Origin of the sequence: Kamptonema sp. PCC 6506, from assembly GCF_000180455.1 — a bacterium.
Lineage (GTDB): Bacteria > Cyanobacteriota > Cyanobacteriia > Cyanobacteriales > Microcoleaceae > Kamptonema > Kamptonema formosum.
Window position 1 is genome coordinate 1 of record NZ_CACA01000284.1, and the last position, 25,550, is coordinate 25,550.

Genomic DNA, 25,550 nt, shown 5'->3' on the forward strand with positions numbered 1-25,550 from the left:
TCCCCCCCCCCCCGCTCCTCCACTCCGTTGATGTTCAAAGTGCCACTCTACTGCTATCTTATGGTGGAGGGAATTTGAGTTAACAAAAAAGTCACGGCATGGGGATAGTATATCGGCGGGTTTTGCTAAAAGTGAGTGGTGAAGCCTTAATGGGAACTCTAGGCTACGGCATAGATCCTATAGTTGTTCAGGAAATCGCTCAGGAAGTAGCCGAAGTCGTGTCTCACGGCATTCAGGTGGCAATCGTCGTCGGCGGCGGTAATATTTTTCGCGGCGTGAAGGCGGCGGCAGCAGGTATGGATCGGGCAACAGCAGATTATGTGGGCATGATTGCAACAGTGATGAATGCCATTACTTTACAAGATGCCCTCGAACAAGCGGGAGTGCCAACTAGAGTGCAAACTGCGATCGCCATGCAGGAAGTAGCTGAACCTTATATTCGCCGTCGGGCCATCCGTCACCTAGAAAAAAACCGTGCGGTTATTTTCGGTGCGGGTTCTGGCAATCCGTTTTTTACCACCGATACAACAGCAGCTTTACGAGCCGCTGAAATTGATGCGGAGGTAATTTTTAAAGCCACTAAAGTTGATGGTATCTACGATGCAGATCCCCATCTCAACCCAGACGCACGCCGCTACAAAACTCTCACCTATGGTCATGTCTTGACTCACGACTTACGGGTGATGGATAGTACCGCGATCGCGCTCTGCAAAGAAAATAACATTCCTATTATTGTATTTGACCTATCGGTACGCGGAAATATCTACCGCGCCGTGATGGGAGAATCTATTGGAACTCTTGTGGGAGGTTCTTGTGAAGTTAGCTGAAGCTGAAGATCATATGCAGAAGGCAGTTGAGTCCACTCAACGGTCTTTTAATACCATTAGGACGGGACGCGCCAACGCCTCTCTCCTCGATCGCGTGATGGTAGATTATTATGGATCTCCAACTCCGATTAAATCTCTTGCTAGCATCAGTACACCGGATGCTAGTACGATTAATATTCAACCCTTTGACCGCAAAACGATTAACCTCATCGAGAAAGCAATTTCTCTGTCAGATGTGGGGCTTACTCCTAGTAATGACGGTTCCGTTATTCGCTTGAATATTCCACCGCTAACCACCGATCGCCGTCTGGAATTGGTAAAACTTGCCGCTAAGTTTTCTGAAGAAGGCAAAGTTTCCATCCGTAATATCCGCCGCGATGCTGTAGAGTCGATTCGCAAGCAGGAAAAGAGCAGCGAACTCTCTAAAGATGAAGCGCGTGATTTGCAAGACAAAATGCAAAAATTGACTGACAAGTACATTGCCAAAATTGAGGAAGTGCTTGCAGCCAAAGAAAAAGATATCAAGACGGTTTAGTTGTTAACTGTTAACTGTTAACTGTTAACTGTTAACGGTTAACTGTTAACAACCAACAACTAACCACTAACAATTAACAACTAACAAAATGTTTGATTGCATTATTGTAGGTGCCGGCCCAGCAGGAAGTACAGCCGCCTATCACTTGGCCAAGCGAGGACGTTCTGTTTTAGTGCTGGAAAAGGAATCTTGGCCGCGATTTAAACCTTGTGGTGGGGGGATTTCTCCTGCGATCGCTCAGTGGTTTGACTGTGATTTTACCCCCGCTATTTCGCTAAAAGTCAATAAAATTCGCTACACCTGGAAGAATGAAGATCCAGTTGAAGTTGATATAGATACGTCAATGTGGATGGTAAGACGCGATGAATTTGATGACTTTTTAATTAAGCAAGCTCAGAGCCTTGGTGCTGAATTTAGACCTTCTACTGAGGTTAAGGGAATTGAGTTTCAAAACTCTGCTTGGCAAGTTAAAACTAATGGAGAACCTGTTACAGGTCGCTATTTAATTGCTGCGGATGGAGTTAGCGGGCCGATGGCTAAATGGTTGGGATTTAAAGAACCGAAACGCCATTTGAGTGCAATTTTAGAAACAGCATCTACTACAACAGGCGATACTCTCAAATTTGATTTTGGAACAATTAAGAAAGGTTATATTTGGAACTTTCCGAAAGCTGGCGGTTACTCAGTTAGTATAGCGGCATTGAAAGGGGATGCTCCTAAAAATCTGAAAAATATTTTAGCTGATTACGCAGCTCAGTGCGGCCTAGATGTTAAAAATAGTCAGATTTATGAATATCCCTTGTCTGTGTGGGATGGCGATCGCAAGCTGCACTCTCAAAATGCACTGCTAGCAGGAGAAAGCGCAGTTGTGGGAGATCCCCTCTCTGGTGAAGGGATTCGCCCTTCAATTTTTAGCGGAGTAAAAGCTGCGATCGCCATTGACCAAGCTTTAAGCGGTGCTGGCGATGCTTTGGAAAAATATACTGAAGTTATCTCCGAAGAATGGGGAACTGATATGGTTTGGGCTAACCGTTTAGCTGGCGCATTTTATCAGTTTACTGGAGTTGCGTATAAAGCCGGTGTTAAGCTGCCAGTAGCTACCCAAGTTATGAGTAAGATCCTCTGCGGAGAATTGCGTTATGCCGATATCGCTAACCGTGCGATCAAACGGCTGATGCCATTTTAGGCCGCCAACTTAAAACTCAAAACTATTGTAGGGCGGGTTTTGTAAACACTTTTTCTAAACTCGCTAAATTTATCGGCTCAACCCACCCCTACAACTCAATATTTAAGTAAATCCTTCTTCCTTCTTCCTTCTTCCTTCTACTTATCAGCTCAACCTACCCTGAGAAAATCAAAATTATAGCAACCTTCTTGGCAGTTAAGAAGTTCTGAATTCCACCAAACTCGCTGATTCTATTCCCTTCTTCCCCATCTTTCTTTTCTTCCCCTAGTCCCTAGTCCCTAGCCCCTAGCCCCTAACCGCCGAAAGCGGTTGCTATATAAAGTCCTATGTTCGACGCTGATGACAATTTACTTTTATAAGGTAGAAGAGCCCTATGGCTGCTTTTCTAACTTTTCACCCCACAGCATTTACTTAAACGGTCAAGACTGGTTGACGGTAGAACACTATTATCAAGCACAAAAATTTGTTGGTAGTGTAGATGAACAATTAATTTATCTGATTCACGCCTCAGAAACGCCCCAGCAAGCAGCCAAGTTAGGGCGCGAACCCAGCCGACAACTTCGCCCCGACTGGGAAGAAGTGAAAACTGAAATTATGCGAGAGGCCGTTTTAACAAAGTTTATCACCCACAGCGATATCCAAGCTATTCTGCTGTCTACAGGCGATCGCCTAATTGTTGAGGATTCACCCACAGATTACTACTGGGGCTGTGGCTGCGATCGTACTGGCCAAAACCATTTGGGCAAAATACTGATGAGCGTTCGCTTAGAAATCTCCCAACGCCGCGATCGCGGTGTACTACCCCAATCCTAAACTTATTAGCAGAAGCCACAACCCAGAAAAATTGAGTTGAGCTAGAACCGCAGAATGAAAATACAATAAAATTAATAATATCAACAATTAACAACTTCCTCACCGTCTTAGCGTTTACGAAAATTAGCATTTTATAAATTTGTGTAAATAATTGTTAATTTTTCATAAAAATTAATTTTTTTTTGATAAAACTTCCAGAACACTCAAAATTTATAAGATGATAGAAATGAAGGGTTAGCTTGAAAAAATGCCTTTTTCAGTGCAGGGATCAAACATAATGCTAGCAGCTCATCGCAGGCAGTATTAAATTGTCCACTACCCACGGCTAATCTAACATCCAAAATAGTAGAGCGTTTGAAAGAGGTTAGTTGAATTGCGTAGGGCGAGGAATTTTTACCTCAGCGATCTACTTGAGTGACAAAAGTTAAAGACCTAGCTGTAGATGTCTCGCCAGCGCAAGCGTTGCCATCATTACAGTTATAACCGGAATCTCCAGGCGAGAAGAAAGATGAATCTGGTAGAAAATACACAAGAATTAAAGCAGAGACTAGACAGAGAAGTTTTACTGCGCCGAATCACCAAACGCATTCGCCAATCTTTGGAGTTACCAGAGATATTAATCTGTGCATCACAGGAAGTGCGCGGTTTTTTGGGAACAGATAGAGTAATGATTTATCGGTTTAATACCGATGGTAGCGGCGAAGTAGTTGCCGAGTCTATTAATAATAATCGCCTTCCATCCCTTAAAGGCCTAAATTTTCCAGCCGATGATATTCCTCAAGAAGCGCGAGAGATGTATGTCAATCTACGGCAGCGTACAATAGTTGATGTTAATTCCGGGTTAATGGGTTTGAGTCCGCTGGATTCTGCGGAGACAGGAGAATCACTGACAAGTGAAGAGATCAGGTATAGATCCGTAGACACTTGCCACGCGACTTATCTGAGGGCAATGGGAGTGCAATCCTCTGTAGTAGTTCCGATTTTATGCGATCTAAGCGAGCAAGAAATAACCGACCATTTAGGAATTTCCCAATCGCGAACTCAAAATTTAAAATCTAAAACTGAACTTTGGGGACTTTTAGTTTCTCACCACTGCGAATCGAATCGCATTTCAGAAACAGATTTACAGCTAGTCCAGTTAGTAGTCGATCAAATTTCAATCGCGATTTCTCATTCCAATCTTCTGGGACAAACTCGCGAACAAGCACTTCGTGAAGCTAAAGTTAACCGAGTTGCAACTCTTTTGCATGGTCAACCCACTATTCAATTGAAAGCTGCTTTAGAAGCTACTGTTAAAGATCTTCAAGGTGCTGGGGGTAGAGTTTATTTTAAGAATAAAAATCAAAAGGTTAAGGATAAAAATATATCGGCAACAGCCATAAATCCTGAAGGGATAAATTTCTCAGAGGATGACCTTCCTACTTCCTTTGAGCTGTTTACTTGCGGCGAACAGCCAAGTCTACCAAAATGGGAAAAAGAGATACCGATTGAAGAGCATCCTTTATGGCAGCAGTGGGCAGAAGCAGGCTTCAAAGCAGCAGGTTTCAAACAGATAAATGAGGTTTCCCAATTCCCAATTCCCAATTCCCAATTCTCAATTCCCAATTCTCAATTCCCAATTTTGATCGTTACGGATTTATATAAAGAGCCTTCATTTAGAGTATTAGTTCCAGCTTTTCAATCTACTCAAATTCGGGGTTTACTCGTAGTTCCGCTCCAATATCGCCAACACTTACTCGGTTATTTGACAATTTTTCGGAATGAAATTGAGACTGAAAGGTTATGGGCAGGTCGCTTTGAAAGTAATGTTAAACAACAGCTTCCTAGACAATCTTTTGAATTATGGCGAGAACTAAAAAAAGGTCAATCCCGTGAGTGGAATAGCCGTGAGATTGAGCAAGTGAAAGCTATAGGCAATCACTTTTCGATGGCAATTCAGCAGTACACTCTTTACAAAGAAGTTCAAAATCTTAATATTAATTTGGAACGTCAAGTTCAAGAACGGACTTCACAGTTGCAGCAGTCTTTGGAGTTGGCAAAGGTATTAGGAAGAGTTACAGACCAAATTCGCAGTACGCTGGATTTAAAAAAAATCTTGCAAACGATTGTGCGAGAAGTACGAACTTTGCTGCATACCGATCGCGTTGTGATTTACCAGTTTATCAAAGGTAGAGAAGGCGAGGTTGTAGTAGAAAGCATTGCCTCTCTCTCAGATATAACCCGCAGTGGGCGGAGTTCTATTTTAGGCATTAAAGCCCCAGAAAACTGCTTTCCAGAGGAGTCCGCGTGTCTTTATCGGCAAGGACGGGTGCAGGCAATTAATGATATTTATCAGGATGATTTAGCGCCTTGTCACCGAAAGTTTTTGGAGAGTCTTCAGATCAGAGCGAGTTTAATTGTACCAATTGGAACCGATGCTTTGCTGTGGGGGTTATTGATTACCCACGAATGTTCAGGGCCGAGAGTTTGGCAAAATTCTGAAAGGGATTTACTGCAACAGCTAGCTCATCAAGCTGCGATCGCCATCCACCAAGCAGAACTTTATGAAGCCAGCCAAGCCGCCGCTATTGCAGAGCAAGCCAAGGCTCAACAGTTAGGTAGGACTCTGGGGGAACTACGGCACACTCAAGCTCAACTAATTCAAACGGAGAAAATGTCGGGACTAGGACAATTAGTTGCAGGTGTTGCTCACGAAATTAATAACCCAGTTAACTTTATCTACGGTAACATTTCTCACGTTACTGAATACACTAAAGATTTACTGGATTTAGTAGAATTGTACGAACAGGAGTACCCTGCACCCAACGATCGAATTAGCGAACATACCCAAGCTATTGATTTAGACTTTCTGGCAAAAGATTTACCAAAAATTCTCGACTCAATGAAAATGGGAGCCGAGCGTATTCGCCAGCTAGTTCTGTCTTTACGCAATTTCTCACGCTTAGATCAAGCAGATAAAAAACCAGTTGACATCCACGAAGGTCTAGAAAGTACGCTGGTAATCTTGCAGCATCGGCTCAAAGCTAAGCCAGACCGTCCTGCTATTGAGCTTTTCAAAGAGTATGGAAATCTGCCGCTAGTTGAGTGTTATGCTGGTCTGTTAAATCAGGTATTTATGAATATCATTAGCAATGCTATTGATGCTCTAGAAATGGGGATTCGAGATCGGGGTATGAGGCAAAAAAACTTAGAAGATACCGGAATTTCGACTCAAAACTCAATATTTTTTACGCCTAATGATACGCCGGCTTACATTCGGATTCGGACTGAATTGACCGATCCTGAAACTGCGGTTATCTCCATTCAAGATAATGGTCAAGGAATTCCTCAAAATTTGGTTTCTCAGATATTTAATCCCTTTTTTACCACTAAGCCTGTCGGTCAAGGGACGGGATTAGGTTTATCAATCAGCTACCAAATTATAGTAGAAAAACACAAAGGTGTACTTAGGTGTATTTCTCAACCAGGGGAAGGTACTGAGTTTAGGATTGAAATTCCAGTAAATTAATGGCTAATGGCTAATGGCTAATTGCTAATGGGTAATTGGTAATGGCTATTAATGGGTAATTGGCATATTCGTCCCCTGCTCAAGAGCTCAAGAGCTTCCCATCTCCCCTTCTATTCCTAAAAATCTATCTTTAGGAATAGAGATAAAAGCAGCAAAATCAACAAAATTAATGATAAGACTTACGCACTAAATTAGGAGAAAAAAGGATGTCTAAAGAACAAAAAAGCAACAAAGAAACCAAAAAACCAAAAAAAGATGCTCAAGAAAAAGAAAATAAAAAGAACAAAGACCCCAAAAGATATGACAGTTAGTAAGCAGAACAAGGTACTTGTGGGATTTTTAAAGCCTTGAGCTGCTCACTGCTGCGGTAAAAATTTCTCAACCCGTCGCACTCATTTCTTGCATTTGCCCAACTGTCATATTACCCGCCGCAGTTAAACAGAAATAGCGCCTTGTCGATTCTGGCATTGTGGCTCCGGCTAACTCAGTACCCTCAAAATTGGCTCCCATTAACGTCGCCTCGCTCAAGTCGGCTTGGCTTAAGTTTGCCTGAGACAGTCTACTCCAGTTTAAGTTTGCTTGTACTAAGCAAGCTCGCACCAGATTTGCCTTTGTTAAGTCTGCTCCCGTTAACTTGACGCTACGCAACTGAGCTGCGTAAAAATTTGCCCCCACCAAGTTTGACCCTTCTAAGTTCACTCCATTAAGTTTCGCTTCGCTCAAGTTGACACCATTGAGATCCACTCCCCCCAAATCGATACCGTTGAGATGAGCTTTCCTGAGACTAATACCTGTTAGTTGAGCTCCAAAAAGTTTTGCACCGCTGAGTTTGGCACCGTAGAAATTGGCCCAGTTGAGATTAGCTCCCGTCAGATTCGCGCCCCGCAGGTTAGTTAATTGCAGCTCGGCACTGCATAAATTGGCGTTCCAGAGGATAGCATTGCGTAGGTTAGCGCCGGTTATGTTCGCGCCGCTGAGTTTTGCTCTGGGTAGTTTTGATTTTACTAGGAAAGCTCCGCTGATGTTTGCCTTCGTGAGGTCAGCATCCGCCAGTCTAATTTCGCCCATTTTGGCAAAACTTAGATTCGCTCTGTGGAGGGAAGCGCCATTGAGTTCTGATTTTGTGAGAAAGGCCCGGCTCAGATTAGCTCCCGACAGGTTAGCCCCGGAAAGGTTGACTCCGATCAAGATGGCTCCGCTAAGGTTAGCCGAGCTGAGATCGGCTCCAGCAAAGTCTCTGTCTCCGTTCTCGTAACGCTTGAGCAGTTCGCTTACTTCCATCTAAGTAGACTCCTGATACCAGCAATTTAAGTATATATCTTAACTCTTAATAAAGATTTTATATTTGTTTTTGCCTGCGCGATCGCACTCGATCGCAGTGCAGGAATTAACTTAATATTTCTAAACACTAATTGTTACTTTGTATTAAGTTTTTATAAGTTTGATTGTAAAATTTGAGCAAAATAAACTTTATAAATACACAAAAATATCTGTAACGCCCCCCTCTGGACGGTAGAGTCACCCCCCAGAGAGCTGCCTTACGTACCCTATTTCACTTTTTAACTGGCTCTGAAGGTAAGAAAAACCGTACATTTCCATCCTCGCCCTGTTCCATTCGAGATCCCAAGGATAACAGAGCACTCTTGGCTCTTTCCCGGACTAAGGGATCTGTGGCTTCGTAGTAAACCGAACTCCAAGCCTGAAAGCGTATAAAGGTACTATCGGGGTCTTGTTTCAAGAATTCGGCTGTTTGTCGCAATAGCGGCGCGATTCTCGGATCGCCAGTTCCTAAAGCCCAGTCCGCAGCCATTTCATGAGAGCGAATAGCGCCAGGGATATCCCCTAGTAGAAGAAATTGATCGAGACCTTTAAACCGCCACACCCGCCAAGCTTGAGGGTCAATCTGGGGAGAAAGAGCATCAGTACCGCGATCCATCATGGGAATGGCGACTTCAGGTTTGCCCAGATAGTAGGAAATTGCTGTAGAAAGAAAAGGATAGATATCAACCCATCGCGGGTCACGCATGGTTATGATATCAAAGTAGGGTGTATTGAGAGCATAGCCAGTTTGCGATCGCACCTCGCTATCGCCAAAATACTGGATGAATTTCAGGAAAGTCCAATCTGCAATTAAATTATCAAACCCAAAAGTAGGCGAAACTTTGGCCAATTGGAGCCGTAGAGCTTCTTGCTCTTGGAGTTCAGACAAGCTAATCGCAGGTGCGCCCGATGCGCTTGCACCATTTTGACCATCTACCGATAGCCCCCCCAATTGCCGATCGCTCTGCATCACAGTAATACCTGCCAACGCAGTCAAAACTATAGCGATGTTGGCGATTTTCCCTAACCACTTTTGGGATTGTTCAACTTTCCTATCCACTGCACATCCAATTTGTAGCTTTTAATTTAATAGACTTACGTATCACGCTTGGGAACGCAAGAGTCAAAGCAGTGAATGTACTGCCTTGAGGGTGGCGCTACAAATAGATTTCGCAAGTCCTATTTAAGTTTAATCAAATAAAGCTGTCATTGCTTGGCAATTCATAGAGAAGGTCGCTAGACTATTTAAAGGATAATAGCCTCCTGCCAATTAAGTATTCTGGTTTTAGATTTTAACGCCAATCTAAAATCTAAAAAATAAAATCGATTCGAGCGAAATTCAATGAACCTAGCCTCAAGACGATTTTCCAAGTTCCGTACTGCCCTCTTGAGCGGGGCGATCGCAACAACTGCCTCCGTTACTTTATTTGTTCCCGGTCTGAGCCAATCCGTCCGTGCCGCACTTCAGGACAGCCCTAAAGCTGTTTTAGACGAAGCGTGGCAAATTGTTAACCGGGATTATGTAGATCCCAGCTTTAATAAGGTCGATTGGCAAGCCGCAAGGCAGCAGTTGCTAGACAAAGATTATACTTCTCGCGAAGAAGCTTATAGCGCTCTCCGCAAAGCCTTAGAGAAGTTAAACGACCCCTACACGCGCTTTATGGACCCAAAGCAGTACGAAGCGCTAACCAACCAAACTTCAGGGGAACTGACAGGGGTCGGTATGAGGTTGGAACAGGACGAAAAAACTAAAACGATCTCGGTGGCCGAACCAATGGAGGATTCTCCTGCGATTCAAGCTGGCATTCAAGCCGGAGATCAAATTTTAGGAATTGACGGTAAATCTACCGAAGGCATGACCGTAGGTGATGCTGCTGGCCTGATTCGCGGCTCAGAGGGAACAAAAGTCACCCTCAAAATTGGCAGAACTGGAAAAAGTCCATTTGAGGTAACTCTGACTAGGGCCAGAATTGAAGTAGCCGCCGTTCGCTATAACCTCAAGGAGGAAGGGAAGACGCGAGTTGGCTACATCCGCTTGCAAGAGTTCAGCGCTCACGCAGGCGAACAAATGCAAAAAGCAATTAAAAAACTTAAGGATCAGAAAGCTGATGCTTTCGTATTAGATTTGCGCGGGAATCCAGGGGGACTCTTGCGAGTCAGCATTGACATTGCCCGGATGTGGATGGATACTGGCGCGATCGTGCGTACAGTAGACCGCGAGGGAGGAAGCGAAGAAATGCGGGCTAATCGCACTGCTATTACTGATAAGCCTTTGGTGGTTTTAGTTGATGACAATTCTGCCAGTGCTAGCGAAATTTTAGCAGGAGCCCTTAAGGATAATAAACGCGCGACTGTAATGGGCGGTCAAACCTTCGGGAAAGCGCTGGTACAGTCAGTGCATTCCCTCTCTGACGGTTCGGGATTGGCCGTAACGATCGCTCACTACTACACTCCTAACGGTATTGATATCAGCCACAAAGGGGTGACACCCGACGTTAAAGTGGATGTTACGGACGAGCAGAAGTTACAACTAGCCAGTAAGCCATCGCTAGTGGGAACTCAAGATGACCCTTGCTACGCCCGTGCGATCGCACTTTTGAAAACTAATCCTTCAGCTCGTCCTCTTGCGGCTAACGAGATTCGTTAGATGAGCAATTAGGTGTAATCAAAGTAGGGTGGATAATATCTGCCCTACTTTTTAGTATCATCCATAACGCCGCCCTCTGGGCGGTTTTTTTACCGCCCAGATGGAGGTGTTACCGATATCTATATCAATGACCCATTCTCCTTACAATTTGAAATCAAAACTTCCTATTTGACTAGCTTGCACGCCTGATAGCAATGCCAAGACTTCCCCACCAATCGAGTTACTAATTAAAGTAGCACTCTCAACTTGAGTAATATTTAACTGGTTGAAGGTTAAACCCCCTGATAAACCCAAAAGATCCTCCCCTTTTGTAAAATCAGCAATGATGTCCAATCCTTGACCTACACCTAATACAAATACATCATTCCCACTGTCACCGATTAGGGTATCGTTCCCCAAGTCTCCATATAAAATATCATCACCGCCGCAACCTAAGAGAGTGTCATTGCCCTTACCTCCATAGATAGTATCATTTCCCCCACATCCATCAATAATGTCGTTATTTCCATTACCACTCAAATAATCATTAGCTTGACTACCGCACAGAGTATCGTCCCCTAAGTTTCCCCAGAGAGAATCTTCTCCTCTACTACCAATTAATACATCATTATTTTTGCCTCCAAATAGGGAATCATTTCCTTTACCACCATCAATAAAATCATCTCCTTGATTGCCATTAATTAAATCATTTTTTTCTCCACCATTAATTGAATCTTGACCGCGATTTCCCAAGATAGAATCTTGACCTTCCCCACCTAAGAGAATATCATTATTTTTACCTCCTAAAATGAAATCATTTCCCTTGCTGCCATCAATGAAGTCACTACCTTCATTGCCGTTAAGTATGTCCTTACTGTTGCCACCGTAAAGGTTATCGTTGCCTAATTTAGCATGGAAAATATTCCCACTATCTCTACCATGAAAAGCATCATTTTCTAGTGTTCCGAACTGGATGCTATTAGTGTTGTTGCTAGTGTTGTTGCTGTAGATAATATTATCTACGGCATTGGGTTTATTTAGATCGGGACGCACTATCTCCCCGCAAAGACAGGGAATATCTGAGTTGGTTAAAGAAGAGAAAGGGGAAGAATTTATTGTCTCTGTTGGCGTTGGCGTGCCGCTAGGTGTTGGTGTTGCTGTTGGCGTTGGCGTACCGCTAGGTGTTGGTGTTGGAATTGGCGTATTTGTTGACGTTGGAATGGGTGTTGCTGTTGGTGTGGGAGTAGGTGTTTCTGGAGGGAGTAGGTGTGGGAGTAGGCGTGGGAGTACCTACCACTGTCCCTATAATAGGGAAATCAAAAGGTGTGTTATTGGTGTCAGAATTGACAAATTGCAGAATGCCATTTTTAGTGCCAATACTAGCAGCATTTAAGGCAATATCAAATGTTACTAGCTGGTTAGGCGCAATAAGATTAGGGAAATTTCCGACTATACTAAAACCAGTCGGCAAACTAGGAATACTTAGGTTAAGATCGTCAGTGCCTATATTCTTAATAGTGAAGCGTTTGGTGAGAGGAGTATTAACAAAGGTACTCCCGAAATCAACAGCATTGTTAGTGCCATCAATAATATTATTGTTAGTCGGATCTAAAACTTCTATTTGGGCAAGTTTCTGAAGATTTCCAAAATCAATATCCGTGTATATATTGCCGCTTTCCGCGACAATATCATTAGGGTTAGGAGTAGTCTGCAACCATCCATTTTGGTTGACTTCTCTAACTCGATAATTTCCAGGTTCAAGGTCGATAAAACTATAATTGCCACCTGTAGTAGTTGTCGTAGTTTCTAAGACAGTTTCCGTAGTAGCATCAAGTAAGTTGATTTGCCAATTATCTAGTCCAGTCTCGTTAGCATTTTGAATCCCGTCGCCGTTATTGTCTTCAAATTTGATGCCGCTAATGCTGATATTTTGGAAATTCCCAAAGTTATTATCAGTTAAATCAGCATTTGTTAAATTAATAGCATTAGGTGCTACTGTTTGCGTCCATCCAGATTGCAGAACTTCTTCAAGACTGTAATCACCTGGTAAAACATTGTCAAATTCGTATTGACCATTAGCATCTGAGGTAGTATCAGCGATTAAAACCCCTGAACTATCAAGCAATTGAAATTGCCAATTTGGAAGTCCGGTTTCGCCTAAGTCTTGCAATCCATTACCATTAATATCATGGAATTTTAAACCGCTAATACTTAAGGTATCAACTGGTAGAGAATTGGAAAACTCTGAGGTGTTATTTGTGCCAGTATTCAGATCGAGATTAGTGGCAGTAGCTGCGATATATTGACTTGTTAATAAAGCGGGATGCGTAAAGCTGATATTGGCATTACCAGCATTGTCAGTGTTGACGTTTGTAAAACCTAAAAATGTTTCTCCTTCTCCATTTCCAGAAGGATCGGCAGCATTATTGGCAAAGAATTCTATGCGGAAGCTAGTATTAGCAGCAGCAGTTAATTCCCCTGTAATTACCGTGTTGTTACTACCGAGAAAGGCTGATAATAAATTGGGATAATTTTGACCATCATTGCCGCCGATGAAATCATTATTAGCTTTCGGTTGATTGCTGTTGGTTAGGGTAATACCTAAATCTACATTATCACTAATGGAGTTGCCTTGAATACTGTTACCAGTGCCGACGGGAATATTGACACCTGCCGCACCGTTATTAGCGATAATATTGCCCTCATTTGTACCCGTACCGCCAATTTGAGTGTTATTTCCACCATTAATGAATATCCCATTTAGACGGTTAGCAAGCGCACCAGTACCGGCTGCATCTGTGCCGATGTAATTGCCAATAATTTGATTTCCTGATGAGTTATTATTGCGGATTTCAATGCCGCTTTGCAGATGGCCAGAAATGATGTTGCGATCGCCTGCTGCTGTTCCCCCAATTATGTTACTTTGAGCACCTCCGGTAATCAAGATGCCCCGTTGCCCTCCTGAAGGAGGTGTGCCGATAACTGCTGGAGCGCCCCCAGCTAAACCCGTACCTGTAGCATTTGTGCCAATAAAATTGCCTACTACAATGTTATTATTAGTGCCTACACCCTCAATTCCAATGTTGGCATCATCTCCGCTGTCGGTATTTCCTGAGCGATCGTTGCCAGAAATGAAATTATCTCGAATCTCATTACTTTTTGCACCGTCGCTAATGTGCACTCCCCGCCAATTGTTGCCTAAGTTATTATTACCCGTGTAATCGGTGCCAATAAAGTTGTTTAATACTTCATTTTCATTGGCATTGCCACCTTGAATTATTATTCCAAACCGATTGTTGCCGGAGATAATATTCCGCGCTGATGGTAGAGTTCCGCCGATGGTGTTGTTAGCACTCCAAATCAATAGGCCATAATTATTGTTCGGTGAGGCAACTGTCCCGGTGAGATCGGTACCTATATAGTTACCTTGAATAACGTTGTTAGTTCCCGAAGCGATCAAAATCCCGTTTTCAGTGAACCGATTGATCGCCAAACCCTGCACGGTATTGTTGGATGAAGAGATAGACAAACCGTTTGCACCGGCACCGGCACCTGTGCCGTTGAGTTCGATTAGGGGTGTACCGGTGTAAGTTGGCCCCCCTTGACTCCAGGCATTAATTAACGTACCTGCGTTGTCTGTGAGATTGGGTAAGGGAGATAAGAGGTTTATTGTCTCGTTTGGATTGCCTGTAGTGAGATTGAAAAGGATCTCGTCTGCGCCCGCATTGCTATTTGCTTGTGCGATCGCATCTCGCAATGTGCCAACACCACTGTCAGCGTTAGTGGTTACTGTATAGGTAGCCATGATGCACCTGATCTAATGTAAAAAATAAGTTCGGTCTTGGCTACGAGTCTAGCAATTTTACGGAGATTTGTGGGGGGTTTCACCCCCTAATTACCCAAAATTTATGTAAATATACCTAAAGTTAGGTAAATTATTCAGGTGTGAGCACTTACGTATTGTGAATATATAACTAGGGGCTATGGGCTAGGGGCTAGGGCTAGGGTAAAGAAGGGGCTAGGGGCTAGGGGCTAGGGACTAGGGTAAAGAAGGGGCTAGAGTAAGAATGGGACTTGACGCAGTTGAGATAGTGATGACATGGGAAAATTCTTTTGGTATAGAAATTAGTGATGATGAGGCAATTCTGTAATTAGAGATTTGGCTGACATCAGCGATCGAGATTTCAAAGATGATGATGCTTTTGCCTATATTCTTGGTATTTTTTGAACCCAACTCTAACCCCTGTTTGCATCCTCCACATCCGACGCATTGCCCAAAATACACTCGGTGTATAAATATTTTAATTTTTAATTTTTAATTTTTAATTTTTAATTAATTAGTAGACACTTAAATTTACTATCACAATCACAAAAGGGGTTAGACCCCTGGTGTGTTAGATACAATACTATAACGTTGCAAACTTTTATAGCAACCCCCAAGGCGGTTAGGGCAAATCCCAGTGTTACCTCTGGTTCATAATCCATTAGGTCGTAAGCTTTTCCCTCAACGCTCGCCCCTAGCGCCTAGCCCCTAGCCCCTAACTATAGTTGTCCACAGGTGTCAAGGAATGTTGGAGTACCAACTCCCTAGAACCAGTCGCCAACATCTTCTTAAAATATCCAGTGCATTCAGGTGCAGACTTATGCCGACCCCGAAGCCGACATCCCAAGAAGCCAATAGCCACTCTGTTAAAGCGTTACTTTCCGCAGATATTCCTCGGACTAAAAACGGTAACGGCAGCTTGGTTGAGCCAAATATGGAACAATTATTACAAGCTTTGGCGGCACAGGTGCCAAGTCACTCTGCCCAAATCGAACAATTGAAAGTTTGGAAACAATACCTAGAGCGCCTTTTTCAATTTCAGCGTTCTAGCCGGGTGTTAATGGCTGTCATGGAACCGGAGACTTTTATTCTGCGTTATGCTAACTCGGCTTTCTGTCGGTTGGCGGGTTTGGAAGGAACCCACGAGGGAACTGATTTTGGTGGTTTGTTGACAGGATTGGGTATCGGGTTGCTGGATTTGTTTGAAGACTGGGACGGCCGGACAGCGGAGCAGCTATACCGCCGTCATATTTTGTACTGGGTATTCAAACAGCTATATCAGATTGACCTGGAAAGTTTGCGAGTGCTTGATGAACCCGTAATGGCTACTGTCAAAAGTCCGCTGCACCGAGAGCATCGGTTTGTGGAATTTTGGTTGGGTTCCGAAGAGCTAAAAGTTACTCGCATTGACCCGAAAATAGATGAGTTTTCGGATTTTCATCTAAAGTTAATGCCAGCCTCGGAGCGGGAAGCTTGGCTAATGCAGCCTAATCAATTGGCAACTTTGGCGGATAGACTGCGGTTAGAAAATTACCGTGTGGAAGGTCTGTTGCTGTTAGAAGGTTTTGATGTCACGGGACAGGAACAAATTCGGCGGTTGACGCAGTTATTGATAGATAGAGATTCAATTCTAAGACCGGAAAAGTTTAAGAAAATAGATAAACGTTTGCGATCGCTCTTTGGCGCAGATGGTAGCATTCTTTTGCGGACTGATGGCTCCGAAGCGCAACTCTTTATCTGCAAAGACGGTCACGATATCAGGCCGACAGTGTATGCGTTACAGTCTCTCGAAGGTTCTCACTTTTTGCAGGCAACGGCGGCTAATCAAGTCTGGAACGTGCCTGATTTGCGGCGGGAGTGCGAAACGGAGTGCGATCGCTACTTACGGAAAATGGGAGTGCGATCGATGTTGCTAATTCCCTTAGTGGTGAAAACTATCAATCGCGAAGGGGGAGGAAATCAGATTTTAGGAGTAGTGGGATTAACGTGCGATCGCCCCAACCATTTTAACGGTATCGACTGCCAACACGCTCAAGAACTAATTCCCGCCTTCATTGCGGCCCTACGGCAAGCCATTCAGCAGCGCTTCACCCACATCCACAACATCCATCCCGCCGTCGAGTGGCGGTTCGTACAGGAAGCAGAGCGACGCAGTTGGGGCCTACCACCGGAGACAATAGTTTTTAGCGAAGTATATCCCCTTTATGGTATCTCCGATATTCGCGGCTCCTCAGAAGAGCGCAACCGTGCCATTCAAGGCGACTTGCTCGAACAATTTCGTCTAGGCTTAGCGATCGTTGAGGCTTTGTGTACAACTCAAGGTACTCCCTTGGGAGAACAACTTCGACTGGATATGCTGGACTATATCAAGCATTTGCAGGAAAAAGTAACTGTAGATATGGAAGTCCGAGCCGCAGAGTATCTGAGCGAGCATTTAGAAGTATATTTTGACCATTTTATGCAGTGCGGGCCGGAGGTGCAAGCAGCACTGGAAGCTTACCAAGCAGCTTGCAAAAACGAACATCAATGCGTTTATGGCGAACGGACTCGCTATGATGAAATGCTCAGTTTAATTACTGCTAATTTGCAGGAAACTTGGGCAAAATGGCAAGAGCGGATGCAGCAAATTATCCCCCATTATTGCGATATTGAATGCACCGATGGCATGGATCACATGATTTATATCGGCAAGTCAATTGATAGTAAATTTACTCCCTTTCACTTGCACAGTCTGCGTTATGAACAATTAAGAGCTGTTTGCGATTGTGCTAGAGCTGCTTTTCGCTTACAAGCTGATGCTAAAATCAATTTACAACTAGCTCATTTAATTTTAGTACAGAATACAACGATCAACATTTTTCACAACGAAAATACTGAAAAAATGTTTGATGTCCAAGGCACTCGCGATATTCGCTACGAACTTGTTAAAAAACGGATTGAAAAAGCGGTTGATAAAGACGCTCAAGAACGAATTACGCAGTCTGGAATGCTAACTATTGTTTATTCTAATGAGGATGAGTGGGAAGAATATCGGCAATATTTACGCTATCTAGCTCGCGAGGGTTGTGTGGAGTCAAAAATTCAAACTGGTATGGTAGAACCGCTGCAAGGAGTGAGTGGTTTGAGGTTTGGTCGCGTGCGTATTCTTCCTTTTCCTGAAGTTGCTTCTGAGGTAAGTGAAGTAACTGTTATCAATGAATCGGGAAATATAATACCTGTTAACTGTTAACTGGTAATTGGTAACTGGTAATTGGTAATTGGTAATTGGTAATTGGTAATTGGTAATTGGTAATTCTTAATTACCTATCTTCCCCATCTCCCCCATCTCCCCTATCTTCCCCCTCTTTCCCTCTCCCCCTCTCTTCCTCTTCCCTAGCCCCTAGCCCCTAGCCCCTAGCCCCTAGTCCCTTCTTAAAAAAATGTCCGCCCTTCACAGTCTACATTCCGCAGGATGTAGTTACATTGTTATCTAAAGCTATTGGCACTATATTTTGTAGGAGTGTTGAAGGTGAACGCTGCTGAACAAGCTAGGAATATTGAAGTTGCCAGCAAAATTGCTGCTGTTGTAAATTTATTCAAGTCACAGTTCCCAGATGTGAGAGTCGATCTCAAACCTTGGATGAATGATGCGGATACTAGGGAACTCGTCGATCCTGATTCTATTGACATTGGCTTTCACTTCCCCGGTAGGAGTCGGTTGCTGCAAAGCCGCAGCATTTTAATCCAGATCCGATTTTACGACGATCCGGTAGATGGCGATCGCCGCGCGATCGGAGTTGAAGCCGCTGGTTACGATCATTCTGGTCAACAGTGGCGATTTTCAACGGTGGATAATTGGGGTTTTGCGGGGACAAAGGAACCAGCATCCGAGTCGGCGGAAAAGCTGAAACATTTTTGTCGGCAAATATTTGAACTGTTTAATAGTTCAGTTTAAGGCTGGCAATTTCCTTTGAGACTGCAACTAATTGGATAAGTTGATTCGTATGTTGTAGATCGTTTGCCAAATAGCGTATAGCGGTTATCGCGGACTTGTTCGTAGATGCGATCGCCTACCCATTTCAGACCTGGCATTGCGCGATAAGTGGCAACAAATATATTTCCTGCTGGCAGTAAGCGACCGATTTCTTCAGCGGCGTTGCTGCCTTGCCAGCGGCGATCTGGTGCGTTTCCATCTATTAAGATCATGCCCATTTCGCAGTCTTGAGGCGTTATCTCAAATTTGTATAACTTTTCTTTGTCTTGCATAGGTATATACTGAAATTCTTGACCTTTATCTAAGTTTTCAAGTAGTTGTACTAAGGTAACGCAGAGATTGCAATTGCCGTCGTAGATTACGTAGTAAGTCATTGAGTATAGTTGATATTTATGCCATCTAATTATAGCATAACTTAGAAGCTTTATAAGGGATAATTAATTAAGTGTATTTTCTACTAAAATGAAAACCGAAACTACTTTACAGTTCCAGAGGAGCGATTATACCTAATAGTTCTTGCAGTATAAATTGTAGTAAAGTTTGAGTTGCTAGTATTAAACCTAACCTTGCTTGAGCAAGTTTTGGTGTTTCTGTCTTCACTTCTCCCCAAATGCGACATTGACTATAAAACGTCTGGAAAGTATCGCTTAAAGTATTGGCTAATTTGAGCCAATCTGTTGATTTATTGGTGATTAGCGGCTTTTCAAAACCTCCGTTAAAAAGGGAAGCTAGAGTGTCTAAAGTTGTAAATAATTGGGAAATTAAATTGAGTTCTGCGGGATGTATTAATCGCAGACGGTTGTTAGAATTTAGCCAGGGTATGGGGTTGGGATTGATAATCTGCCAAGGTGCGAGGCTGGTTTGCCGATCGCGCTCCACAAGCTCTATAATCCGATCGCGGTCAGCTAGTCGCAACAGGGAACAGCAACGAGCATGGCTATATTGAACTGGAAAGATGCGATCGCTTTCCACAGAGGCGGATTTAATTTGACTCTCTCTCTTTTCTAACGTCTGTGGGGTGTCAGTGAGGTATTGCAACCAGGCGGCTACACTTACATCGGTTAATTCAAACAAAATCATCCCCGATGGCAAAACTTCAATGGTGAAATTTTCCTTACTTAAAAAGCCTATATTTTCATTCTCTTTTTGGCATTTAGCTGCAAGCTGGGTAGCAACTTCGATCGCTGGTTGTTGCCAAAGATGAGCGAGTTTAAGCGCGATCGCAGATATGTATTGCACTCGCCTAAAATCTTTAGTGCGCTGTAAGGGTATTTCCTCAAGCGCGATCGAAGGGGATGCGATCGCAGCTTCTAATAGTTTCAGTAAAATACCTTTCACGCCTAAAACTAAGATCGCACCCACCTCCTGCATCTTTGGTATCTCGTGCATAAGTCATGTATTAAGCTTTCTCGCATCTAATACCAAATCCAGCTTTACTACCCTCTTGATTGTCATTGCGAGCGAAGTGAAGCAATCTCAAAACCTTGCGATTGCTTCGCTTCGCTCGCAATGACAAGTATTTAATCGGAGATGGTATAATTACCAATTACCAATTAGCAATTACCAGTTAACAGTTAACAGTTAACAGTTAACAATTAACAATTCATAATAAATTGCCCAAATTGCCATCGCCCTTAAATAATGGCTAGCCCTAAATGTACCCGTTGCTGTAATTGCTTCAGGTGTCCGAAATTGCAAACCATTTGCATAAATTTGCTTGACAACTACCTCCGTCAATTCTAAAGCTTTTTCCTTCATCCCCATCTGCATCATAAAAGCAGCTAAACCAAAATTAATTCCCGTCCAAACTTCTAGAGGATGAGTTGCACCTGGCTTTTCTGGCGAACCATCAAGCATAACGCCATTAGCTGCACCAAACTCACCTTGATTGAACTTGATAAAACAAGATTCATACACTGTTTCTAAGGCGCTGATCGCACATTCTTCTGGTACAATATCGGGCAATCCTAATAAACGTGCATAGAATTGACCGCATAACTGATCTGCCATTACCACATCTGAACCGCTTTCGCTATCTAATCGGTAATATTGCCCATTCCACAGTCTTTGTTGATAGATTGGTTTAGCTTGTTCTAACCAATTTTGGTAATTGGTAATTGGTAATTGGTAATTGGTAATTGGAAAGAGACTTACATCCTTGAAATCCTTGTTAAAATTGGTAATTGGTGATTGGTTTAATTCTTCTACACTACTTTGATGTTTAATCAGTAAAGAACCGATCGCGATCGCAGCTTCTAACGCCGCTAACCACAACCCGCCGCAATAGGCACTCACGCCCCGCATCTGCCAATCATCAAAAGTCTGATCGGGGGCACCTGAATTTTCAGGAATCCCATCGCCGTCTAAATCAAAGGTTTTGAGATAAGCTAAAGCTTCCACAATTGCTGGCCAACACTCTTGTAAAAACTCGTAATCTGTGCTACCAGTTAATAAGAAATCTCGATAAACTTGCAAGACAAAATCGCAAGGTAAATCTTTCCACAAATTGCAATCTTGATAGCTTGTATAGTTAGTTTTCTCCCAAGGGTGTTCGTTGGGAGCTCCTAAATCGTGGGGTGTAGCCCCGGCAATTTTCCGCACGGCTGAGGCTTGATTCCAGCCAATAACTCTAGGGGTATCGTCTCCCGTGAAAATCGCTCTAGCAAAGGCTAAAAGCACTGCCTTATCTAATTCTGGCCACAGCATTAACAAGGCAAAAGAACCGTAAAGACGCACATCTAAACTCTCGTACCAACGATAATCTATGCACTCTAAAACTGCAAATTGACCTTTGGGATCGCGTTCGTCAGCGGCACTCCAAAGTGTGCCACCATCAGTTAGGGCATAGAGTTCGTTAAACATTGCCATTTTTATGATATCTGGCAAGTCTTCCCTGGCTAAAATTGGCTGTTGCCAAGCTTGAATATTTTCTCGCCAAGTATCCGAATGCTTCATAGCAGTACGAATTATTGACCAGACATTTTTGCCATTGCGACCAAAGAAATCTGTGTAGCGGCGGTAATACCAAACTTCGGGCGCAAATTCGGTGATCGGAAAATCCCAAGCTAAAATAAAGGGAATCTTGCGAGTTTTTCCCGGTCTAATTGTAAATCTAACTGCGATCGCGCAGGCTAATTGTTCTCCTCCTGCGGCTGGTGTTTCATCGGGATCGTCTAGCAAGAAGCCTTCTTGTGAGAAGGGCCGCCAAATATCTTCGCCGCTGCCTGCTGGGTTCCAACGGGTTTGATAAAATACTTCTACGGCGGCATTGGCGACTGTCGCGATCGCCCATTGTCCTTCGCCTTCTTTTACTTCTTCTGATGCACTCAATCGCGTCATCACGCAGCCGATGCGGTGGAAATCTTCTACTAAGCGATTGAAATTTCCCCCACTTTCACCCCAGCGAGAATTATATTCATAAACAGGACTGCCATCATCTCTGACTTTAATTTCTGGGGATTTATTGGCATTAGTAAACCAGCCAACTGTATTCTGCCAAGTCAGCATGATGCTGAGAGTAATTGGTCGATCTGTGGGATTGTGGGCGATCCATTCAAAGATGGCGACTGGATAACTACTTTCCTGATAGTTTCCCGCCCAAATTGGCGAAAATTGTTCGCAGCTTAATTGTGCTTGAAAGACATTTTCATAAACAAACCAACTGCGAGGATAAAGTGCATGATAACTACCAGTGCTCAGGCTTGAATCTGAATTTTGCTCCTCACTTTTTAATTTTTCATTTTTAATTTTTAATTCGCTCGGATACCATTTCCAAGCAGATAAACTACCATCTGTAGGGGGTTCTGTAGATAAGGCATAAGCTTGTTTTTTGCCGTCAATTTCTTCAAAGACGCTGAATTGACAAGCGGGTAAACTGCGGAAAACGTGCTCGCCACCATCGATATGCCAGAGGTTGAAGTCGCCGCGATGCGATCGCCCGATACAGCCGGCACCAAAGCCGCCCAGGGGCATTCCATGCCAGGGGCCATCGTCGAGATTGCTGGGGTAACGGACGGTGTAGGGATTGTCCCAACCCAGGCCGATAGGACGGTTCCAGGTTTGGGGGGGGATGTTGGGGTTAGATGTGCGATCGCTCATGTCATTGATTTTACCCGATCGATGGGTTTCCGTTTTGGATAAATTTATGAAACAATCTGGGCGATCGATCTTCATCTATCGCCCAGATTACTTCGGGGGAAACTCCGCTTGCAATCGCTTGTGTGGCAATTATCCTGTGGTTACTGCTGCTTCTATAGGAGAAGCGATCGCTGGCCTATTAGCTATTAGCTATTAGCTATTAGCTAATTAAGATGTTGTGCATCAGCAATTAAAAACCCCTGCAAGTCTTTACCCTTTAAAAACTAAACTGCGTTCGCAAATTACCCACATAAATAGTGGGGTTGTTGTCAAAATTATTGGCGTTGCCAATTAAGTAAAATGCCGGAACAATAGCAATATTGTCACTGATTGGCAAATAGTAAGTAGCTTCAAATTCATACTGAGTACCGCCATTTCCTCCTCCAGATACCAAGAACCGACGACCGCCCGTAACATCAAACGGGACTAGAAATGATAGAGTTAGCAAAGCTCCATCTTTGCCCAAATCGGGAAAAGCAAGTCCCATCTGATAAGCTTGAGCTTTAATCGTGCCATCCGGTCGATCGGTTCTAGGAAAAATATTAGTTCGGCCGTAGCTGTAGCGACCAAAAACACCAAAGTTGCGGGCAACTAGCCAGTCAAAATTGAAGATAAAAGTATCCGCCGTTGCATTGCCAATTTTGCCGCCGTAACCATCATCAGCCACACCGTAAATCGGCTCTCCAATTGCACCACCCACTTGTCCGCCTATTTGCTGGATATTAGAGCGAGTGTAGAGAAACCGGAAATTTGCGCGACTGCTAGGGCTAAATGCCAGTTCAACTGTTGCTGAATTGGTGCCCTTAAACAAACCTTTAGAGGGGTCAGCAGCCGAATTAAAGGGGTTAGCGGGCAAAAATTCATCGCTTTCGCCCAGATAGCCTAAACGCAGCCTAAACCGACGATTGATATCCCACAAAACCACCGCACCAGCACCGCGATCGACTGCGTTTGATAGAGTGCTACCGTTCGAGTTAAAGGTGCTAGCTCCATTTAAGAAAAAGGTAAAAGCATTATTGTCAAAATAGCGGTAAAAGTTGATCCGCGGCCCGACCACGACTTGCAAGCGATCGCTAAGCGGGAACTGGTAAAAAAGTTCTCGCAAAATAAATTCATTGGGATTAACACCCCCTGTTTGATCCAGAAATGGAGTGCCAAAGGTATTATAAAGACCCGCTGAGGCAAACTGATTTGCCGGGGAATCGCCATTACCAACAGCTAACTGCGTCACTAATTGATCTTTACCTGTAAAAGAAGTAGTGAGCGTCAGCCAAACTAACTGACTAAAAGTAACTTCAGGGTCATCAACTCTCTGAACAACAGGTCGATTTGTAATCGGATCTCGTCCCGCCGGTCTTAGTGCTAGAGGAGTGTCTGTATTCGTCGTTTCTACTCGGACACGCTTGTTTGCAGTTGCTCCAGTCACATTAAACCAAGCAAGACCGCTAAGTTTAGTTGTTGTTGAAAATTGATTAGCTTCTAATTCCGCCGTCCGAGCTTCTAAAGCGTCTACCCGTCCTCGCAATGTTGCTAATTCGGCGGCAAATTCTTCTTGGAGGCGTTGTAGTGCGATTAAGTCTTCTTTCGTGGCTAAATTGTTGGTTCCCCCTGCAATTAGTCGATTAACTTGGTCTAAACAAGCATTTAAACCAGCGGCGAATTCGTAACGAGTTAAAGCTCTGTTACCGCGAAAAGTACCATCGGGATAGCCAGCGATACAACCATAGCGTTCTACCAGAGATTGTAAAGCTTGGAATGCCCAATCTGTGGGCTGTACATCAGACAACTGAGAAACTGAGGTGACTTGAGCAAAGTCATCGGGAGCGCTAAGATCCGCAGCAGTTCCCGTCTCGGTTGGGAAATCTGGTATTTTCGGAACTTCAGCAATTACGGGAGATTGGGGGTTTAAAACTGGAGATTGAGACAACCACAAGGGATAGCTGCGATCGCGGATATCTGTAGCTGCGAGTTCGATTGGAGTTGTTGGAGGCGGTTGTGCTGCTGCTGTCGGAGATAGGTCACTCTCAGTAGTAGGGTTAATTTCTGCGACTTTCTCCTCTGTTGGCGCTACCTCTGGAGGAGATAAAGTGCGATCGCTCTCTGCTAATGCTAGCTTTGGAAGTTTGGCTTCTGAAGTTGAGGTATCCTGTAGTTGGGCGATCGCGCCTGCTGGTACTGAAGCTATTCCCAGACATCCCACCAACATTGACAAGGAGAAAACCGGAGAAGCGATTAGTGTCGCTTTCCTCGCAGTTGTAAATTTATCCATTTTTCCTCACACCATAATCCGAATCGTTTCACCAGAAGGATATTAACAGTAGAGCTGGATCGGATATGTAAAATTAGCCACATTCTGGCCGACAGTTTTTAGAGCGTTAGTTTCAAGATTAAAAAATTTACTGATTTATTCAAGTATTTATACTGGTTCAATACTTGAATTTTTATGATTAAAGTTAAGTCAGACTTCCACCTTCTGCCCTAACTGTAACTGAGGGTTAAACCTCAAGTTACAGCTAGAGCAGAAAGATTACATCAAGTAAGATTGTCTTAGATGCCAAACCAAATCCTGACGCACTTCACTCTTGATCCGATTTCCACGCTCGCAATGCTCTAGCTTGATGCTATCTACATAAAAGCGCACCGTTGTCTCCCGACTTTGGTCTCCGCTAACTTCATTCACCCAAATTTTCGGGTCTTGCCATTGATTTCGAGAACTCTTAAAACTCTCACTCATCCAAACTTTAAAGCTTTCCACTAGATCGTCTAATCTAGTCTCCATACCGACGGGATTGTTGATTATCC

At 43.7% G+C, this 25,550-nt stretch carries 17 protein-coding genes and 1 pseudogene; 9 read left to right on the plus strand and 9 right to left on the minus strand.

All coding sequences use genetic code 11. The features are described from left to right. Nucleotides 1-98: 98 nt before the first annotated feature. The 5 genes from pyrH to OSCI_RS15770 all read left to right on the plus strand — a co-directional run bounded on the left by pyrH (nucleotide 99) and on the right by OSCI_RS15770 (nucleotide 6,869). Entirely contained in the window at nucleotides 99-827 is a 729-nt protein-coding gene (gene pyrH, locus OSCI_RS15750; protein WP_007356016.1) for a UMP kinase, read from the plus strand. Further along, nucleotides 814-1,362, plus strand: a complete 549-nt coding sequence (gene frr / locus OSCI_RS15755) for a ribosome recycling factor (protein ID WP_007356017.1) — start codon at nucleotides 814-816, stop codon at nucleotides 1,360-1,362. Before pyrH ends, frr begins: the two co-directional genes overlap by 14 nt. A gap of 88 nt (nucleotides 1,363-1,450) precedes the next feature. Next, on the plus strand, nucleotides 1,451-2,548 hold the full coding sequence (locus OSCI_RS15760) for a geranylgeranyl reductase family protein (RefSeq protein ID WP_007356018.1): 1,098 nt from the start codon (nucleotides 1,451-1,453) through the stop codon (nucleotides 2,546-2,548). Between the two features lie 339 nt (nucleotides 2,549-2,887). Continuing rightward, nucleotides 2,888-3,361: an NADAR family protein gene (locus OSCI_RS15765; RefSeq protein ID WP_007356019.1), complete on the plus strand. Its 474-nt coding sequence runs from the start codon at nucleotides 2,888-2,890 to the stop codon at nucleotides 3,359-3,361. Between the two features lie 508 nt (nucleotides 3,362-3,869). Beyond that, nucleotides 3,870-6,869 (plus strand): GAF domain-containing sensor histidine kinase, encoded by a 3,000-nt coding sequence (locus tag OSCI_RS15770; RefSeq protein ID WP_007356021.1) that lies wholly within the window; start codon nucleotides 3,870-3,872, stop codon nucleotides 6,867-6,869. 378 nt (nucleotides 6,870-7,247) lie between these two features. Here OSCI_RS15770 and OSCI_RS15775 read toward each other — a convergent pair whose 3' ends face one another. Then, a complete protein-coding gene (locus OSCI_RS15775) occupies nucleotides 7,248-8,150 on the minus strand; it encodes a pentapeptide repeat-containing protein (RefSeq protein ID WP_007356022.1) in 903 nt (300 codons plus the stop codon). Between the two features lie 271 nt (nucleotides 8,151-8,421). After that, on the minus strand, nucleotides 8,422-9,249 hold the full coding sequence (locus OSCI_RS15780) for a hypothetical protein (protein ID WP_007356023.1): 828 nt from the start codon (nucleotides 9,247-9,249) through the stop codon (nucleotides 8,422-8,424). A gap of 282 nt (nucleotides 9,250-9,531) precedes the next feature. Here OSCI_RS15780 and ctpB point away from each other — a divergent pair, with 282 nt between their 5' ends. After that, entirely contained in the window at nucleotides 9,532-10,836 is a 1,305-nt protein-coding gene (gene ctpB / locus OSCI_RS15785; protein ID WP_007356024.1) for a carboxyl-terminal processing protease CtpB, read from the plus strand. Between the two features lie 141 nt (nucleotides 10,837-10,977). Here ctpB and OSCI_RS15790 read toward each other — a convergent pair whose 3' ends face one another. Then, nucleotides 10,978-11,868, minus strand: a complete 891-nt coding sequence (locus OSCI_RS15790) for a calcium-binding protein (protein ID WP_007356025.1) — start codon at nucleotides 11,866-11,868, stop codon at nucleotides 10,978-10,980. A gap of 124 nt (nucleotides 11,869-11,992) precedes the next feature. Then, complete coding sequence (locus OSCI_RS29100) at nucleotides 11,993-14,620, minus strand: beta strand repeat-containing protein (protein ID WP_007356026.1); 2,628 nt, start codon at nucleotides 14,618-14,620, stop codon at nucleotides 11,993-11,995. Between the two features lie 838 nt (nucleotides 14,621-15,458). Here OSCI_RS29100 and OSCI_RS15800 point away from each other — a divergent pair. Continuing rightward, complete coding sequence (locus OSCI_RS15800) at nucleotides 15,459-17,867, plus strand: GAF domain-containing protein (RefSeq protein WP_007356028.1); 2,409 nt, start codon at nucleotides 15,459-15,461, stop codon at nucleotides 17,865-17,867. 279 nt (nucleotides 17,868-18,146) lie between these two features. Next, entirely contained in the window at nucleotides 18,147-18,572 is a 426-nt protein-coding gene (locus OSCI_RS15805) for a hypothetical protein (protein WP_007356029.1), read from the plus strand. On the opposite strand, the gene OSCI_RS15810 is transcribed toward OSCI_RS15805, so the two are convergent. From OSCI_RS15810 to OSCI_RS15820, 3 genes are all read right to left on the minus strand, one after another. Continuing rightward, nucleotides 18,569-18,985, minus strand: coding sequence for a thiol-disulfide oxidoreductase DCC family protein (locus OSCI_RS15810; protein ID WP_007356030.1), 417 nt, complete (start codon nucleotides 18,983-18,985; stop codon nucleotides 18,569-18,571). The two genes, OSCI_RS15805 and OSCI_RS15810, sit on opposite strands and share 4 nt — an antisense overlap. 106 nt (nucleotides 18,986-19,091) lie before the next feature. Next, nucleotides 19,092-20,000, minus strand: a complete 909-nt coding sequence (locus tag OSCI_RS15815; RefSeq protein ID WP_234708759.1) for a DALR anticodon-binding domain-containing protein — start codon at nucleotides 19,998-20,000, stop codon at nucleotides 19,092-19,094. A 192-nt stretch (nucleotides 20,001-20,192) separates the two neighbouring features. After that, nucleotides 20,193-22,709: a GH116 family glycosyl hydrolase gene (locus OSCI_RS15820; RefSeq protein ID WP_019487756.1), complete on the minus strand. Its 2,517-nt coding sequence runs from the start codon at nucleotides 22,707-22,709 to the stop codon at nucleotides 20,193-20,195. Between OSCI_RS15820 and OSCI_RS15825 the strand changes: the two genes are divergently transcribed. Beyond that, a complete protein-coding gene (locus OSCI_RS15825) occupies nucleotides 22,708-22,905 on the plus strand; it encodes a hypothetical protein (RefSeq protein ID WP_019487757.1) in 198 nt (65 codons plus the stop codon). The genes OSCI_RS15820 and OSCI_RS15825 overlap by 2 nt on opposite strands. Before the next feature lie 60 nt (nucleotides 22,906-22,965). Here OSCI_RS15825 and OSCI_RS15830 read toward each other — a convergent pair whose 3' ends face one another. Both OSCI_RS15830 and OSCI_RS15835 read right to left on the minus strand, forming a co-directional pair. Beyond that, on the minus strand, nucleotides 22,966-25,017 hold the full coding sequence (locus OSCI_RS15830) for an iron uptake porin (RefSeq protein ID WP_019487758.1): 2,052 nt from the start codon (nucleotides 25,015-25,017) through the stop codon (nucleotides 22,966-22,968). A 258-nt stretch (nucleotides 25,018-25,275) separates the two neighbouring features. Then, nucleotides 25,276-25,550: pseudogene (locus tag OSCI_RS15835) on the minus strand (mechanosensitive ion channel family protein); the annotation flags it as partial.

Excerpts from the sequence above, each read along its gene's own strand:
- OSCI_RS15815 (WP_234708759.1), bottom strand. The coding sequence starts at position 20,000 with ATGCACGAGATACCAAAGATGCAGGAGGTGGGTGCGATCTTAGTTTTA.
- pyrH (WP_007356016.1), top strand. The coding sequence starts at position 99 with ATGGGGATAGTATATCGGCGGGTTTTGCTAAAAGTGAGTGGTGAAGCC.
- OSCI_RS29100 (WP_007356026.1), bottom strand. The coding sequence starts at position 14,620 with ATGGCTACCTATACAGTAACCACTAACGCTGACAGTGGTGTTGGCACA.
- ctpB (WP_007356024.1), top strand. The coding sequence starts at position 9,532 with ATGAACCTAGCCTCAAGACGATTTTCCAAGTTCCGTACTGCCCTCTTG.
- OSCI_RS15760 (WP_007356018.1), top strand. The coding sequence starts at position 1,451 with ATGTTTGATTGCATTATTGTAGGTGCCGGCCCAGCAGGAAGTACAGCC.
- OSCI_RS15770 (WP_007356021.1), top strand. The coding sequence starts at position 3,870 with ATGAATCTGGTAGAAAATACACAAGAATTAAAGCAGAGACTAGACAGA.
- OSCI_RS15775 (WP_007356022.1), bottom strand. The coding sequence starts at position 8,150 with ATGGAAGTAAGCGAACTGCTCAAGCGTTACGAGAACGGAGACAGAGAC.
- OSCI_RS15830 (WP_019487758.1), bottom strand. The coding sequence starts at position 25,017 with ATGGATAAATTTACAACTGCGAGGAAAGCGACACTAATCGCTTCTCCG.
- OSCI_RS15800 (WP_007356028.1), top strand. The coding sequence starts at position 15,459 with ATGCCGACCCCGAAGCCGACATCCCAAGAAGCCAATAGCCACTCTGTT.
- OSCI_RS15825 (WP_019487757.1), top strand. The coding sequence starts at position 22,708 with ATGTCATTGATTTTACCCGATCGATGGGTTTCCGTTTTGGATAAATTT.
- OSCI_RS15765 (WP_007356019.1), top strand. The coding sequence starts at position 2,888 with ATGACAATTTACTTTTATAAGGTAGAAGAGCCCTATGGCTGCTTTTCT.
- OSCI_RS15820 (WP_019487756.1), bottom strand. The coding sequence starts at position 22,709 with ATGAGCGATCGCACATCTAACCCCAACATCCCCCCCCAAACCTGGAAC.
- OSCI_RS15810 (WP_007356030.1), bottom strand. The coding sequence starts at position 18,985 with ATGACTTACTACGTAATCTACGACGGCAATTGCAATCTCTGCGTTACC.